This is a genomic window from Actinomycetospora chlora (genome assembly GCF_039542135.1).
In the GTDB taxonomy this organism is placed as follows: Bacteria; Actinomycetota; Actinomycetes; order Mycobacteriales; family Pseudonocardiaceae; genus Actinomycetospora; species Actinomycetospora chlora.
Map to the genome: position 1 here is coordinate 21,048 of NZ_BAABHO010000009.1, position 15,121 is coordinate 36,168.

Here is a 15,121-nt window from a genome sequence, read left to right on the forward strand (position 1 = left end):
ATGGCCGTGCGCATGGACGAGCTGCTCGCCGACCTCGAGGCCGAGACCGCGGTGGTCCTCGACCTGGTCGCCGACCTCGACGACGCCGGCATCGCGACGCCGACCACGGCGGAGGGCTGGACGATCCGCGACCAGCTCACCCACCTCGCCTACTTCGACGAGACGGCGACCCTGGCCGCCGTCGACCCGGAGCGCTTCCGGCGGGAGGCGGCCGGGCTGGCGGCCCGCGGCGACGACTTCCCGGACCAGGTGGCCGCGGAGCACGCGCACCTCCCGGCCGCGGCCGTCCGCGGCTGGCTCGCCCGCACCCGCGCGGAGTTCGTCGCCGTGTTCGGCGGGCTCGACCCGTCGACCCGGCTGCCCTGGTACGGGCCCGACATGAGCGCCGCGTCGTCGGCCACCGCGCGGCTCATGGAGACCTGGGCGCACGGCCAGGACGTCGCCGACGCGCTCGGGGTGACCCGGGAGCCCACCGACCGGCTGCGCCACATCGCCCACCTCGGGGTCCGCACCGCCGGCTTCGCCTTCGCGCTGCGCGGGTTGCCCGTGCCGGACGCGCCGGTGCGGGTCGAGCTCGACGCTCCCTCCGGCGAGCGTTGGGCCTGGGGCCCGGAGGACGCCGCCGACCGCGTGACCGGACCGGCGCTGGACTTCTGCCTCGCGGTGACCCAGCGACGCCATCGTGACGACACCGCCCTGCAGGTCAGTGGTCCGACCGCGTCGGCGTGGATGGCCATCGCCCAGGCGTTCGCCGGCGCCCCCGCCGACGGCCGCGCGCCGGGCGCCGTCCCGACCCCCGGGAGCCCCTCGTGACCCGTCCCGTGCTCGTCGGCAACTGCTCGGGCTTCTACGGCGACCGCCTCGCGGCGGCGCGCGAGATGGTGGACGGCGGGCCGATCGACGTCCTGACCGGCGACTACCTCGCCGAGCTGACGATGCTCATCCTGTGGAAGGCGAAGCGGAAGGACCCGGCCGCGGGCTACGCGAGGACCTTCCTCGCCCAGCTCGAGGAGGTGCTGGGCACCTGCCTCGACCGCGGCGTCAAGATCGTCGCGAACGCCGGCGGGCTCAACCCGCCCGGGCTCGCCGCGGAGGTCACCGCGCTGGCCGAGCGCCTCGGCCTGCACCCTCGGGTGGCCCACGTCGACGGCGACGACATCGTCGACCGCCTCGACGAGCTGCAGGCCGCCGGGCACGACCTCGCCCACCTCGACACGGGGCGCAAGCTGGGCGAGAGCGCGGTCCGGCCGGTCACCGCCAACGCCTACCTGGGCGGGTTCGGCATCGCCGCCGCCCTCGACGCGGGGGCCGACGTCGTGGTCACCGGCCGGGTCACCGACGCGTCGCTGGCCGTCGGGCCGGCCGCCTGGTGGCACGGCTGGACGCCCGGCGACCTCGACGCCGTCGCCGGGGCGATGGCCGCGGGCCACGTCATCGAGTGCGGGCCGCAGGCCACGGGCGGCAACTACGCGTTCTTCGACGAGGTCACCGACCGCCGCTATCCGGGGTTCCCGGTCGCCGAGATCGCCGCGGACGGCTCGAGCGTCATCACCAAGCACCCCGGCACGGGCGGGCTCGTCTCGGTCGGCACGGTCACCGCGCAGCTGCTCTACGAGATCGCCGAGCCCGCCTACGCCGGCCCGGACGCCGTCGCCCACTTCGACACGCTGGCCCTCGAGCCCGACGGCGAGCACCGCGTGCGGATCTCCGGCACCCGCGGCAGCGCCCCGCCGGACACCCTCAAGGTCGCGCTCAACCACGAGGGCGGCTACCGCAACACGATGACGCTCGTGCTCACCGGGCTGGACATCGAGGCCAAGGCCGCCTGGGCCGAGCAGGAGCTCTTCGACCTGCTGGGCGGGCGCGACCGCTTCGCCGAGGTCGACGTGCGGCTGCTGCGCTTCGACCACCCCGACGCCACCGCCAACGAGCAGGCCACCGCCCACCTCAAGATCACGGTCAAGGACCCGGACCGGAGCCGGGTCGGCCGCGCGTTCTCCAACACCACGATGGAGCTGGCGCTGGGCGGCTACCCCGGGTTCCACACCACGACGCCGCCCAGCGCCGAGAGCGCCTTCGGCGTCTACTGGCCGACCGTCGTACCGGCCGCCGAGGTGGAGCACCGCGTCACGCTGCCCGACGGGACGGTCACGGCGATCGCGCCGGTGACGGTCACCGCGGAGAGGCCGGCGCCCGTCCCGACGCCCTCCGCGGGTCCCCCGGACGGCCCCACGCGGCGCGTCCCGCTCGGCGTGGTCGCCGGCGCCCGGTCCGGCGACAAGGGCGGCAACGCCAACATCGGCCTCTGGACCCGCACCGACGCCGAGTACGCGTGGCTGCGCTCGCTCGTCACGCCCGACCGGGTGCGCGAGCTCCTGCCCGAGGCCCGCGACCTCGCCGTGCACGTCCACGAGCTGCCCAACCTGCGGGCGGTCAACGTCGTGGTCGTCGGCCTGCTCGGCGAGGGCGTCGCGTCCGCGACCCGTCCCGACCCCCAGGCCAAGGGCCTCGGCGAGTTCCTGCGCTCGCGGGTGGTCGACGTCCCCGAGGCCCTCCTCCCCGACCACCTGGAGCGACGATGACGTCCACCGTCCCCGCCCGGCCGGCCCTCGCCCCCGAGGTCGCCGAGAACCTCGTCCACCGCGTCAATGTCGGTGACTCGTTGACGCGGACGGCGTCACGCCACCCGGAGCGCACCGCGATCGTCGACGGCGAGCGGCGCTGGACCTACCGGGAGCTCAACGCGTGGGTCAACCGCCTCGCGCACGGGCTCGCCGCCCGCGGGTACGCGCGGGGCGACGCGCTGGCGCTGGCGTCGGGCAACAGCGCCGAGTTCCTCCTGACCTACTACGCCTGCGCCAAGCTCGGGGTCGTCTGCGTCCCGATCAACCTCGGGTGGCGGGCCGACGAGGTCGCCTACGTCCTGCAGGACTCCGGCGCCCGCGGCCTCGTCATCGAGGCGCAGCTCGTGGGCGCGCTCGCCCCGGCCGTGGAGCAGTCGCCCGGCGTCGGCGAGGTGGTCGTCGCCCCCGGCACGGGCACGAGCGCCGACACCACCGGCCTGACGCGGACCGTCGCCGCCCTCGACGACGTGCTCGCCGCGGAGACCGGCGACCCCGAGGTCGTCGTCGGCGACCGCGACCCGATCACCTACCTCTACACGAGCGGCACGACCTCGGCGCCCAAGGGCGTGATGGGCAACCACCTCGCGATCTACCTCGAGTCGCTCACGATGGCGCTCGAGGCGAAGTTCGACGAGGACGACCGCTTCGTCGCGATGCTGCCGATGTTCCACACCGCGCAGCTCAACACCCACTGCACGCCCGCGATCATGGTCGGCGCGACGATCCACGTCCTGCGCGCCTTCGACCCGGCCGTGCTGCTGGCGCTCATCGAGCGCGAGCGGGTCACGCAGATCTTCGGGCTGCCGGTGATGTACCGCGCGATGCTCGACCACCCCGAGGTCACCACGCGCGACCTCTCCAGCCTCCGGCGCGCCTGCTACGCGATGGCGCCGATGCCCGAGGCGCAGGTCCGCCGCGCCATCGAGGTGCTCGGCTGCGACCTGTACCTGCTCTTCGGCCAGACCGAGATGAGCCCCACCGCGACGCTGTTCCGCCCCGAGCACCAGCTCAGCCACCCCGGCGCGGTGGGGACGCCGGTGGTCAACGTCCAGCTCGGGATCATGGACCCCGACGGCGCGCTGCTGCCGCCCGGGCAGGAGGGCGAGATCGTCTACCGCGGCCCGCACACGATGACGGGCTACCTGCACAACACGGAGGCCACCGACCGCGTCTTCGCCCACGGCTGGTTCCACTCCGGGGACATCGGGCGCGTCGACGACGACGGCATCCTGTGGTTCACCGACCGCTCGAAGGACGTGATCAAGACCGGCGGGGAGAACGTCGCGTCGCTCGAGGTCGAGCGCGCGCTCTACGCCGACGCGAGCGTGGGCGAGGTCGCCGTCCTCGGGCTGCCCCACGAGCGGTGGAGCGAGGCGATCACCGCGGTGGTGGTGCCCGCGGCCGGGCAGCGCGTCGACCCCGACGCGCTGGTGGCCGACCTCGCCGGCCGGCTCGACCGCTACAAGCTGCCGAAGTCGGTGATCGTCGTCGACGAGCTGCCCCGCACGTCCACCGGCAAGATCCAGAAGAACGTCCTGCGCGAGCGGTACGCCGACCACTACGAGGGCTGATCCGGCCGCAGCACCGTCCGGTGCACCGCGGCGTCCTCGACCGCGGCGCGGGTGTAGACGAGCGGGAACGACTCCCCCGCCGCCCACGGCTCCAGCAGGTCCGCGTAGTGGGGTGAGCGAGGGTCGCCCGACTGCCCGGGGGCGTTGACCACGCGCGAGGCGTCCCAGTCGCCCACGTCGAGCACCATCCGGAAGCTCGCGCCCATCACGGCGTTGCCCGTCGGGTCGTGCCCGGCGAGCCCCACGGTGTCGCCGCTGCCCGAGCGGGGCACCGACAGCAGCGGGTCGTCCGGGAACGCCGCGTGCCGCAGCTCGGTGCGGTGCAGCGCACCCCAGCTCCAGGAGCCGGGGTCCCCGCCGAGCCGGTCGGAGATCTCGGCGAGCGCGGAGCGCAGCGTCACGCCGAGGCCCTCGCCCAGCACGGCGGGGTCGTCGACGACCTCGAGCATCCGCAGGTCGGGGCGGAGGTCGCCGAAGAGGGTGTCGTCGCGCAGGAGCCGGCCCGCCCGTGCCGGATCGAGCCCGAGTCCCTCGAGGCACCGGGCCGCGAGCCAGGGCCGCCAGTGCCGCCGCACCCACACCTGGAACACCAGCGCCGCGCGCGACCCGGCGTCCTCGACGCCGTCCCAGGCCTGCAGCTCCGCCCACCACGCCGCGACGTCCTCCGGGGCCGCGACGGGCGCGAGCCGGTCGAGCAGCCGCCGCCCGTGCACGGTGAACGCGTCGGTCTGCCACCGCAGGCTCGCCGCGACGTCGACGTCGGTGTCGTCCGCGAGCCACGCCGACAGACGCTCGTGGCGGGCGTCGGCGTACCAGTCCACGGTCGCGACGGCGTCCGCCGGCGGCAGGTACTGGTTGGAGGTCGTCAGCCAGCCCGCCTCCGGGTCGATCGCCCCGGGCAGCTCGTCGAGCGGGGCGACGCCGTCCCACGGGAACCGACCGTCGCCGGGGACCGGGAGCGCGCCGTCCCACCCGCGCCGCCGCGGCACTCGCCCGCAGGTCTGCAGCCCGATGTGCCCGTCGACGTCGGCGAAGACCTGGTTGACCCCGGGGGCGCCCCAGCGGTGCAGGGCCGCGCGGAAGGCGTGCACGTCGGCGGCGTCCTGGTAGCCCAGGCTCGCCAGGTAGGGCGCCATCCCCGCCTGCAGCCACACCGCCCGCAGCGACACCGCGACCCGCGCCGCGGTGTCCACGTGCAGCACCGGCCCGTCGCCGGTGAACAGCAGCCGGTGCACGGCGTCGGCGGCGGCGGCCACCGCCGTCCGCTCCTCGACCAGCTCGAACGCGACCCACCCGTCCTCGGCGCGGTAGCGCCCGTCGTCGGTGGGGTGCAGCGTGTGGACGCAGAGGTCCTCGTGGTCGATCGGCCAGATCGTCAGGCCGAAGGCGACGCGGGCGTTGTGGCCGATCGAGATGCCCGGGAGGTTCGGCTCGCCGGCCCCGATCACCGACAGCCCGGGCGCCTCGAGGTGGGCGAGGTAGCGCAGCGAGGGCACGGTGATCGCGCGGTGCGGGTCGTTGGCCAGCACCGGCCGGCCGGTGGCGGTCCGCGTCCCGGCCACGACCCAGTTGTTGCTGCCCGCGGCGACCAGCTCGACCGGCCCGAACGCCAGCCGGTAGGCCGCGAGGACGTCGTCGGTGAGGTGCTCGAGCGCCGCGGGGTCCGGCACCCGCAGCTCGCCACCCGGCTCCCGCACCGACCGCAGGTCCTCGGCCGCGGCGCCGAGGTCCCGCACCGTCAGGGCGCGGGCCAGCTCCTGCTCGACGTTGGAGAACATCCCGTGGGTGCGGATGCGCACGATGTCCTCGGGCGCCCAGCGCTCCGGGAGGTACCCCACGGCGGCGAACTCCGGCGGCAACCGCTCGCCCGGCGCCGCGAGCACCCAGCCCACGTGGGCGTTGACGCCCTCGACGAACGCGGCCACGACGTCGCGGGCCCCCTCGGGGTAGGACGCCCACTCGGCGTCCGCAGAGCCCCGGTACAGCAGCAGCCGCCGGGCCCGGTCCTGCTCGAGATACGTCGGGCCGAGCACCTCGGCCAGACGCCCCAGCCCGCGCCGCCGCCACAGGTCGATCTGGAAGAGGCGGTCGCGCGCGGCCTGGAAGCCCTGGGCGACGTGAGCGTCGTGCCGCGACCCGGCGTAGACGTGGGGCACGCCCCAGCGGTCGACGAGCACCTCGACGTCGTCCGAGAGCCCGGCCACCTCGACCTCGTCGCTGGGGAGCATCGGCGTCCTCTCGGGGTCGTCGGTGGTCGGGACGGGTCCGCCCCACCACCGACCGGAGGGTTACCACCCCGGCGTGCGGGGGCGCACCCGATCGTCCGCGCGAGCCGTCACGCCGACGCTCGGGTCCGCGCGATCCGGCACCGGTCCGGGTCCCGGTCGGGAGGTGGTCGGGGATGGTGGAGAACGCGCTCCTGCGGGAGCTGGCGGCGTGGCGGAGCGGGGGCGACCGCACCCGCCGCGAGGGGCTCGCACTGGCCCGCCTGGTCACCGTGGAGATCCGCCGCAGCGGGCGCCACGCGCTCCCGCCCGCGGTCCTGACCGCGCTCGACGCGATCGCCGAGCGGCACCGGGGCCGGGACCCGTTCCTCGACGCCTTCCTCGACGCGGTCCTCGCCCGGCACCGCGACCGCTTCCGCAACGCCGGCTACCTGGCCCTGCCCCTGCTGGACGCGATCCGCCACGAGGACGGCCTCGGCGCCGAGCGCCTGTCGGCGCTGCTTCTCGCGGACGTCGTCCGGCACGAGAACCGCCATCCCCGGGGCACCACCCCCGAGCTGCGCCGCAAGCGCCTCCGGCACGCGGCCCGGTTCGTCGCCACGATCGACCGTTCCCCCGCCGACGGCACCGTCCCCCCGGCCACGCTCGCGGGCGAGTGGCTCGCGCTGACCGCGCTGCCGGTGTCCACCGAGCACGACGAGTACTTCTTCATCCGCGCGCTGCAGGCCCACGAGCTGGTGTTCACCACGCTGACGGGGCTGGTCCGGACGGCCACCGACGCCGTGCGCGCCGGCCGGCCCGACGACGCCGTCGCGCTGCTGGGCCGCGCGACGCGGGTCCTCGAGCGGGCGGGCCTGCTGTTCCGCCTGGTGGCGACGATGCGTGCCGACGCCTTCCACTCCTTCCGCCGGTACACCGAGGGGGCCAGCGCCATCCAGTCCGAGGCCTACAAGCGCTTCGAGCTGGCCTGCGGCGAGCCCGCCCGGGACCGTCTCGACGGCGAGGCCTTCGCCGGGGTTACGGCGGTTCGGGCCGCGGCCGGCCGCGACGACAGCCTCGCCCGGGCGCTCGCCGCGGCGCCGCGCCCGACGGCCCTCGACGACGCGGTCGCTGCCCTCGAGGCGGCCCACCAGCGCTGGAAGACCGCCCACCTCGGCCTGGCGACCCGGATGCTCGGCGACGCGCCCGGCTCGGGCGACACGGCGGGCGTGCCCTACCTCGCGGCGTGCCGGGCGCACCGGCTCGTGGTCCTCGCCCGGTGACGCCGGGGAAACCGCTGTCGCCCCTCGCTAGCGTCGGACGGGTGGAGGTCAGGACCACCGCGGGACGGGTGCGCGGAACCCTGGAGAGCGGCGTCGCGGTGTTCCGGGGCATCCCGTTCGCTGCTCCGCCGGTCGGTGGGCGGCGCTTCGCCGCCCCGGCGCGGCCGGCGCCGTGGGACGGCGTCCGGGACGCGCTCGCGTTCGGGCCCGCCCCGCCCCAGGCCGCGGCGTTCGGCATGCCGGAGCTCGCCGGCGGCGAGGACTGGCTGACGCTCAACGTCTGGTCGCCCGACCCGGGCCGGGACGCCGGGCTGCCGGTCATGGTGTGGATCCAGGGCGGCGGCTACGCCGTCGGGGCGTCCGGCCTGCCCGAGTACGACGGCACCCGGCTGGCGCGCGGCGGCGTCGTGGTGGTCACCGCCAACCACCGGGTCGGCATCGAGGGGTTCGCGCTGCTCGACGGCGCGCCCGCGAACCGCGGGCTGCTCGACCAGGTCGCCGTCCTGGAGTGGGTGCGCGACGACGTGCGCGCCTTCGGCGGCGATCCCGGGTGCGTCACCGTGTTCGGGCAGTCGGCGGGCGGCGGGTCGGTCGCGGCGCTCATGGCGATGCCGCGGGCCGCGGGCCTGGTCCGCCGGGCCGTCGCCCAGAGCGTGCCGGGCACCGTCTTCGGCCCGGAGCTCGCCCGCGACGTCGCCGCCACCTGCGCCGCCGAGCTCGGGCTCGCCCCCACCGTCGAGGACCTCGCCGAGGTGGACCCGCTGCTGCTGCCCCTGGCCGCGGACGGGGTCGACCCGTCCGCGCACGCCGACCGCTGGGGGCTCGCCGGCCATCGCGGGGTGCTCTTCGCGCCCGTCGTCGACGGCGACGTCCTGCCCGTCTCGCCGTGGCAGGCCCGGCTCGACGTCGACCTGCTCTGCGGGCACACCCGCGACGAGCACCGGCTGTTCAGCGCGATCGCTCCCCCGACCGACGAGCAGATCACGTCGGCGGAGGCGCTCTTCGCGCCGAGGCCCTATCCCCCGACCGATCCCGCCGCCCGGTACGAGTGGATCCTCTCCGACTGGCTGTTCCGCATGCCGTCGCTCCACCTGGCCGAGCGGGCGACGCCGCACGCGCGGGTCCACGTGTACGAGCTGACGTTCGGCGGTCCCCTGGGCGCGTGCCACGGCATCGACGTGCCGCTGGTCTTCGGCAACCTCACCGCCGGCCAGCCGGCCGCCCTGCTCGACGACCTCGACGCCGCCGAGACCGTCTCCGCACGCATGCGCGCGGCGTGGGTCGGGTTCGCGACCCGCGGCGACCCCGGGTGGCCCACCTTCGACACCGGGGACGTCGCGCTCCTCGACGTGGACACGAGCGTCGCGCCGTACCCGGAGACGGTGTCCCGGGAGCTCTGGCGCGACCACGTCTTCGCGCCGCTCCCGCTCGTCGGTCGTTGACCGCCGGTCACGCCTAGTGTGGTCGCGTGCCCTCCACCGTCCGCGCCGGCGCGCGCCGTAGGCCGGTCTGACCCGGGTGCTGCACCGCCGCCGACCCGGGACACGCTTCGCCGCCGCGTCCGTCGCGCTGGTCGCCGTCTGTGCCGGGGCGGGGGTGCCGGCGCCGCTCTACGTCGTCTACCAGCAGGTCGACGGGGTCTCGACCGTGGCGCTCACCGGTGCGTTCGCGCTCTACATCGTGCCGCTGCTGATCGCGTTGCTGTGCTGCGGGAGCCTGTCGGACCACCTCGGCCGGCGTCCGGTGTCCCTGGTGGCCCTCGGGGCCGGGATGGCCGCGTGCCTGGTCCTCGCGACCGTCGACTCGGCCGTGCCGCTCATCGTCGGGCGGGCGGTGCAGGGCGTGTCCGTGGGGCTCGCGCTCAGCGCCCTGGGGGCGTTCGTCGTGGACCTGGTGCCCCCGACGCGGCCCGGCCTGGCCGGGGCGGTGACCAGCGGCGCGCCGCCGGGCGGCATCGCGATCGGCGCGCTCGCCTCGGGCGCGGCGGTCCAGCTCGCGCCGCGGGGCGCGCCGGTCGTGTCCTTCCTCGTCATGGCCGCCGTGCTGGCCGCGGCGGCGGTGGCGGTGCTCCTGCTACCCGAGACGGTCCCCCGCACGCCGGGTGCGCTGCGGTCGCTGCGCCCCGTGGTGCAGGTGCCGCGCACCGCGCGGCGCGTGTTCCCCCTGGTCTGCCTCCTCGTCGCGGCGACGTACGTGCTCGGCGGCTTCACCCAGGCGCTCGCCCCGTCGCTCGCCGTGTCGGTGCTGGGGCGCCACGACCTGTTCAGCGGCGCGCTCGCCGTCGCCGTCTACCACCTCGCCGGGCCGATCGCGGGCCTGGCCGCCAACCGGATCCCGACGTCCCGGGCCCTCGCGGGCGGGGCGGCGGCGCTCGTCGCGGGGGTCGGGGTCTACATCGGCGCCATCGCGGCCGGGAGCTTCGCGGTGTACCTGGCCGGCGCGGTCGTGGGCGGGGCCGGCTTCGGCGTCGCCTTCGCGGGCGCGATGCGGGTGCTGCTCGAGCGCAGCCCGGCGGGGACGCACGCCGGCACCCTCGCCGCGATCTACCTGTACTGCTACCTCGCCGCCGCGGTCGCCAGCCTGCTCGCGGGCGTGGCCGTCGAGACCTGGGGCCTCCCCCCGGTCGCGGTGGGCCTCTGTCTCGTCGTGATGGTCATGGTCGCGGTCGGCGCCACCGGATCGGTGCTGCGCTCGCGCGATCGGGACGGGCCGGTGGAGGCGACGTAGCCGACCAGCTCGATCCCTGGTGCTCGACGCAGGGTGATGACGGGGCGCGGACCACGCCCTACAGTCCCCCGTATGAGGCAGGTCACGGGCACGTTGCGTGCCTCGCTGCCGTTCCTCCCGGTCGCGGCGGGCCTGTTCTGCATCCAGCTCGACTTCTTCTCGCTCGGGCTCGCCCTGCCGACGATCGCCGCGGAGCTCGGCTCGACGGTGACGAACCTGCAGTGGCTGATCAGCGGCTACATGATCGCCCTGGGGGCGTTCCTCATCCCGAGCGGCCGGCTCGGCGACGTCCTCGGGCGCCGCGATGTGCTCCTGAGCGGCATCGCGGTGTTCGGGCTCAGCTCCCTCGTCTGCGGCCTGGTCACGTCCGCCCACCTGCTCATCGCGGCCCGCGTCGTGCAGGGCCTCGGCGCCGCGCTGATCATGCCCGCGAGCTTCGCCCTGGTCACCAACGCGACCTCCGAGCGCGAGCGCCCCGGCGTCACCGGCGTGCTGATGGGGGTGGCGGGGGTCGGCACCGCCCTCGGGCCGGTGGTCGGCGGGGTCTTCTCGGCGACGATCGGGTGGCGCTGGGTCTTCCTGATCAACGTGCCCGTCGCCGCCGTCGCCATCTGGCGCGGGTGGCGGCTGCAGACCTCCCGCGACGAGAGCGCGGACCGCGACCTGCGCAGGCTCGACTGGTGGGGCGTCGTCACCGTCGCCGGCGGGCTCACCGCGCTGAGCATCGCCGTCGACGACGTCGGGGCCGAGGGGTGGACGAACCCGGTGACCGTCGGCCCGCTGCTCGGCGGGATCGCGCTGCTGGTCGCGTTCGTGCTGCGCGAGCGGCGGGCCGCGCAGCCGCTGGTGCGGCCGTCGCTGGTCCGCAACCGGGTGTTCGTCGTGCTCTGCGTCGCCGGGACGCTGGCCAACATCGGCACCGTCGTCTACGTCGTCGCCGCCACCATCGACCTGCAGACGCTGCGGGGGCTCACGCCGACCGCGGCCGGGCTCGCGTTCGTCGTGTCGTCGATCGGCCTCGCCGCCTGCGGCCCGCTCTCGGGCTGGCTCACCACGAAGGTCCCGGCCGGGCTCATCATGGCCGTGGCGGTGCTGGCCTGCGGTCCGGCGCTGGTCCTGCTCGCCCTCGCCGGGCCGCTGTGGGTCTACGTGCTCGCGCTCGGGTTCTGCGGGCTCACCACGGGGATGGGGTACGGGCTGGGCCAGGTGGCGGTGCAGAACGTGCTGCCGCCGGAGCGCTCGGCCGAAGGCACGGGCGTCATGCTGACGTCGCTGATCTGCGTCGGCGGCTTCGGCGTCGTGGCCGGCACCGCCGTCATCGAGAGCGTGGGCGCCGCCCCGCCCACGACGACGGGGCTGGCGGTCACGCTCGTCGGCCTCGCCGTCCTGCTCCTGCTCGCGGGCGTCGTGACCCTGGTCAGCCAGTGGCCCCGGACGCGGACGAGCGTGGCGCCGGCCCCGGCGCCGGCCTGAGGCTCAGCCCAGGCGGGCGTGGTCGATCACGGCCCCCACGTCCACGCCGCGCAGCGTGCCGTAGCCCGGGCCCCAGCCGGTGCCGAGCCGGGACGCGACGAACGCCTCGGCCACGGGCGTCGGGACGTGCCGCACCAGCAGGGCGGCCTGGGTCGCGAGCGCGATCCGGGTGACGAGGTAGCGGGCCGTCTCCTCCGGGGTCTCGACGAGCTCCTCGATGTCCCGCAGGGCATCCGCGACGAGGGGGTGCTCGGCCGCGACCGGGCGGATCTCGTCCAGCACCGGCTCGATCGCCTTCGGCTCGCGGGTCAGGACGCGGCCGACGTCCATGACCATCATGTTCGAGGTGCCCTCCCAGATCGCGTTGAGCGGCGCCTCCCGGTAGTACCGCGGCAGCGGGTGCTCCTCGATGTAGGCGTTGCCGCCGATCGACTGCATGACCTCCTCGACGACGCCCGGCACGCGCCGGCAGTTCCAGAACTTCGCCACCGGTGTCAGCAGCCGGCTGAGGAGCTTCTCGGAGACGTCGTCGCGGTGGTCCTCGGCGCGGGCCACGCGGAAGGCGAGGTGCGCGGCGCCGGCCCACTCGAGGGCCAGGTCGGCCAGCACCGGCGCCTGGATCGGCAGCGCCGAAAGCGGCGAGCCGAAGGCGGTGCGCTCGTCGTTGTAGTACAGGCCCTGGGACAGCGCGGCGCGCATGAGTCCCGCGGAGCCGACGGCGAAGTCGAGCCGCGTGTACTCGGCGGAGGACAGGATCGTCCGGACGCCGTGGCCCTCCTCGCCGACGAGGATCGCCTCGGCGTCGTGGTACTCGATCTCCGACGACGCGTTGGCCCGGTTGCCCAGCTTGTCCTTGAGCCGGTTGACCCGGATGCCGTTGAGCGCGCCGTCGGCCCGGCGGCGCGGGACGAGCAGGCAGGACACGCCGGCCTCGGTCTGGGCGACGGTGAGGTAGCAGTCCGCCATCGGGACCGAGGCGAACCACTTGTGCCCGTTGACCAGGTAAGTCTCGCCGGGCCCGCGGCGCCCGACGGGACGGGCGACGGTGACGTTGGCGCGGAGGTCCGAGCCGCCGTGCTTCTCGGTCATGAAGTAGCCGATGGTGCCCGCGGACTTCGCCGTGATGGGGACGTCGGCCGGGTGGTAGCCCTCGACCGCGAGCTTGTCGGCCCACGGCGCGAGCTCGGGCTGGCTGCGCAGCACCGGGATCGACGCGTAGGCCATGCCGAGCGGGCAGGCGGTGGAGCCATCGATCTGGTTCCACAGGTACGACAGCACCGCCCGCGCCGAGTGCGCCCCGGGCTCGTCCGCGGTCCAGGCCAGCGAGTGCACGCCCGAGCCGAAGCCCAGGGCCATCAGCTCGTGGTAGGCGGGGTGGAAGTCGACGTCGTAGACCTCGTTCCCGAGACGGTCGAGGGTGCGCAGCTCGGGCCGCACCCGCTCGGCGTCCCGGGCGGCCTTGAGCACCGCCGGGTCCCACACCCGCGCGCCGAGGGCCGCGGCGCGCTCCCGCGCCCACGGCGCGTACCGCTCGACGACCCCCGCGGCGATGGCGTCGGTGCTGAAGGCGTCGACGCCGTTCAGGTCGGGGACGAGGTTGTCGGGCACCGGGCGCATGCGGGTGAAGTCGGACAGGTCGAGCGTCATCGCCACCTCCGGGTCACGGCTTTCGCTGCATCTCTCCCCGCAGGAAGCGGACGGCGTCCTCAGCGACGCCGGAGCGCGGTCGTCCGGCGCACCTCCACGTGACGTCGACGCGTCAGGACATGGCGGCGAGGCACGCGCTGACACTCCGCTCCTGGTCGTGCGGGTGTCAACGACACCCTCGTGACCGCGCCCGCGAGCGGGCAGCGGCACGCTGTGTCGGCCGCGGGCACGCCGCGAGTCGGTGGGCGTCCCTCAGACCCCGACCATGGTGCGTGGTCGGCCGCCGGGGCGGGGTTGTCGGTCGGGGTCGATCCAGTCCGGTGGGGTGAACCAGGGCCGGCCGTCGATCATGGTGATCGTCCAGTGGCCGTGGTGGACCAGCTGGTGGTGGAACCGGCACAACAGGCACATGTTCTCCACGCACGTGTCCCCGCCGTCGAGCCAGTGATCGACATGGTGGGCCTGGCAACGCCGCGGCGGGCGGGTGCAACCCGGGAACGCGCACCCCCCGTCACGCAGGTGCAGCGCCCGGCGGATCGCGTCGGGGGCGGTGCGCTGCTGGCGACCCACATCGAGGGGTTCGGAGCGGCTGCCCAGCACGATCGGGATGATCCCGGCGTCGCAGGCCAGCCGCCGCACCGTCTGCGGGTGGACCAGCGCCCCCGAGTCCAGCACCCCGTGCCCCACCGCCTGCTGTAGCCACCGGTGGTCCATCGTCAGCGTCAGCAACACCCGACCCGAACCCGACGGCCCCGACGGACGTGAGGTCGGCTCGGGGCGGCGCGGCTCGGGGCGGCGCGGCTCGGGGATCAGCGCCGGCTCGGCCTCGTCCGAATCCTCGGGGCCGGCCGGCTCGTCGCCCGGGGGCGTGCCGGTGGGGTCCGCGTTCTCGACGACCTCCTTGAGCGCGTCGGCGCGGCGCCGCTCGAGGCTGCGGGTGTCCTCCGGGCCCAGCTTCTCCGCCAGCGGGTCGATGGTGCCGAGGAACACCTCGGCATCGGCCGGGTCGTGCAGGCTGCCCTTGAAGTCCAGCCGCCCGTCGCGGCGGCGCACCACGTGCAGCTCGTCGCAGCGCTCCTCCCCCTCCGGCGGCGCCTCCCCGTCCGGATCGAGATGCGCGACCAGGGCCTTGGCCAGCGCGGTGAGCCCGGCCGGGGACATCTGGCGGGCCTTCTCGGCCAGGAACCGATCCGCCTCCACCCAGTCCTCGACACCCAACCCGTCGACACGCTCCAAACGAGCCATGGCCCGGCGGATGACCACGACATGCCCGGGCCCGATCGCCCCCACCGCCACCGCGGCCGCCGTGCAGGGGAACCGTGCCGGCAGCCGCTCGCCCGGCAACGACCGGCGCGCCACCAGGTCGCCCGCCTCGTCGAGCAGCCGCTTGGCCTCGGCGTGATCGACGTTCCACTGCGCCTGCAACAACCGCACCGTGCCCCGGTCCCCGGTCACCTCGGCCACCGCCGCCCGGTCCAGCTCGGCCACCAGCTCCAGACGTGCGTAGTAGTCGCGGCGCCGGGCGACCTCGGCGGCGCGGGCCCGGTCGAGCAGCTCCCGCTCCACCACCCCGACCCCGCGTTCGCTCATGT

At 75.4% G+C, this 15,121-nt stretch carries 10 protein-coding genes; 7 read left to right on the forward strand and 3 right to left on the reverse strand.

The window, feature by feature from the left end; translation table 11 throughout:
* Genes ABD994_RS07610 through ABD994_RS07620 form a run of 3 tightly spaced genes read left to right on the forward strand, consistent with a single transcriptional unit; the run spans position 1 to position 4,195 of the window.
* The gene (locus ABD994_RS07610) at positions 1-813 is read left to right on the forward strand and encodes a TIGR03084 family metal-binding protein (RefSeq protein WP_345412529.1); all 813 of its coding nucleotides are present in this window, start codon (positions 1-3) and stop codon (positions 811-813) included.
* Positions 810-2,582: an acyclic terpene utilization AtuA family protein gene (locus tag ABD994_RS07615; protein WP_345412532.1), complete on the forward strand. Its 1,773-nt coding sequence runs from the start codon at positions 810-812 to the stop codon at positions 2,580-2,582. The genes ABD994_RS07610 and ABD994_RS07615 overlap by 4 nt, the downstream gene beginning before the upstream one ends.
* Entirely contained in the window at positions 2,579-4,195 is a 1,617-nt protein-coding gene (locus ABD994_RS07620) for a long-chain-fatty-acid--CoA ligase (RefSeq protein ID WP_345412534.1), read from the forward strand. The genes ABD994_RS07615 and ABD994_RS07620 overlap by 4 nt, the downstream gene beginning before the upstream one ends.
* Here the strand turns inward: ABD994_RS07620 and ABD994_RS07625 are convergent.
* Positions 4,183-6,423, reverse strand: coding sequence for a penicillin acylase family protein (locus tag ABD994_RS07625; RefSeq protein WP_345412537.1), 2,241 nt, complete (start codon positions 6,421-6,423; stop codon positions 4,183-4,185). The genes ABD994_RS07620 and ABD994_RS07625 overlap by 13 nt on opposite strands.
* Positions 6,424-6,596: 173 nt before the next feature.
* On the opposite strand from ABD994_RS07625, the gene ABD994_RS07630 reads away from it, so the two are divergent.
* The 4 genes from ABD994_RS07630 (at position 6,597) to ABD994_RS07645 (ending at position 11,882) form a co-directional block, all read left to right on the forward strand.
* Positions 6,597-7,682 carry a tryptophan 2,3-dioxygenase family protein gene (locus ABD994_RS07630; RefSeq protein WP_345412539.1) on the forward strand — a complete coding sequence of 362 codons (1,086 nt, stop codon included), beginning with the start codon at positions 6,597-6,599 and terminating at the stop codon, positions 7,680-7,682.
* A gap of 41 nt (positions 7,683-7,723) precedes the next feature.
* Positions 7,724-9,124 (forward strand): carboxylesterase/lipase family protein, encoded by a 1,401-nt coding sequence (locus tag ABD994_RS07635; protein ID WP_345412541.1) that lies wholly within the window; start codon positions 7,724-7,726, stop codon positions 9,122-9,124.
* A 76-nt stretch (positions 9,125-9,200) separates the two neighbouring features.
* A complete protein-coding gene (locus ABD994_RS07640) occupies positions 9,201-10,409 on the forward strand; it encodes an MFS transporter (protein ID WP_345412543.1) in 1,209 nt (402 codons plus the stop codon).
* Positions 10,410-10,481: 72 nt separating this feature from the next.
* A complete protein-coding gene (locus ABD994_RS07645) occupies positions 10,482-11,882 on the forward strand; it encodes an MFS transporter (protein ID WP_345412546.1) in 1,401 nt (466 codons plus the stop codon).
* A gap of 3 nt (positions 11,883-11,885) precedes the next feature.
* On the opposite strand, the gene ABD994_RS07650 is transcribed toward ABD994_RS07645, so the two are convergent.
* Both ABD994_RS07650 and ABD994_RS07655 read right to left on the reverse strand, forming a co-directional pair.
* A complete protein-coding gene (locus ABD994_RS07650; RefSeq protein ID WP_345412548.1) occupies positions 11,886-13,529 on the reverse strand; it encodes an acyl-CoA dehydrogenase family protein in 1,644 nt (547 codons plus the stop codon).
* 252 nt (positions 13,530-13,781) lie between these two features.
* Positions 13,782-15,119 (reverse strand): HNH endonuclease signature motif containing protein, encoded by a 1,338-nt coding sequence (locus ABD994_RS07655; protein ID WP_345412551.1) that lies wholly within the window; start codon positions 15,117-15,119, stop codon positions 13,782-13,784.
* Positions 15,120-15,121 lie beyond the last annotated feature (2 nt).

Bases quoted from the DNA above. Each gene is read 5' to 3' on its own strand.
- ABD994_RS07610 (WP_345412529.1), top strand. From the start codon at position 1: ATGGCCGTGCGCATGGACGAGCTGCTCGCCGACCTCGAGGCCGAGACC.
- ABD994_RS07620 (WP_345412534.1), top strand. From the start codon at position 2,579: ATGACGTCCACCGTCCCCGCCCGGCCGGCCCTCGCCCCCGAGGTCGCC.
- ABD994_RS07625 (WP_345412537.1), bottom strand. From the start codon at position 6,423: ATGCTCCCCAGCGACGAGGTCGAGGTGGCCGGGCTCTCGGACGACGTC.
- ABD994_RS07630 (WP_345412539.1), top strand. From the start codon at position 6,597: ATGGTGGAGAACGCGCTCCTGCGGGAGCTGGCGGCGTGGCGGAGCGGG.
- ABD994_RS07645 (WP_345412546.1), top strand. From the start codon at position 10,482: ATGAGGCAGGTCACGGGCACGTTGCGTGCCTCGCTGCCGTTCCTCCCG.
- ABD994_RS07650 (WP_345412548.1), bottom strand. From the start codon at position 13,529: ATGACGCTCGACCTGTCCGACTTCACCCGCATGCGCCCGGTGCCCGAC.
- ABD994_RS07655 (WP_345412551.1), bottom strand. From the start codon at position 15,119: ATGAGCGAACGCGGGGTCGGGGTGGTGGAGCGGGAGCTGCTCGACCGG.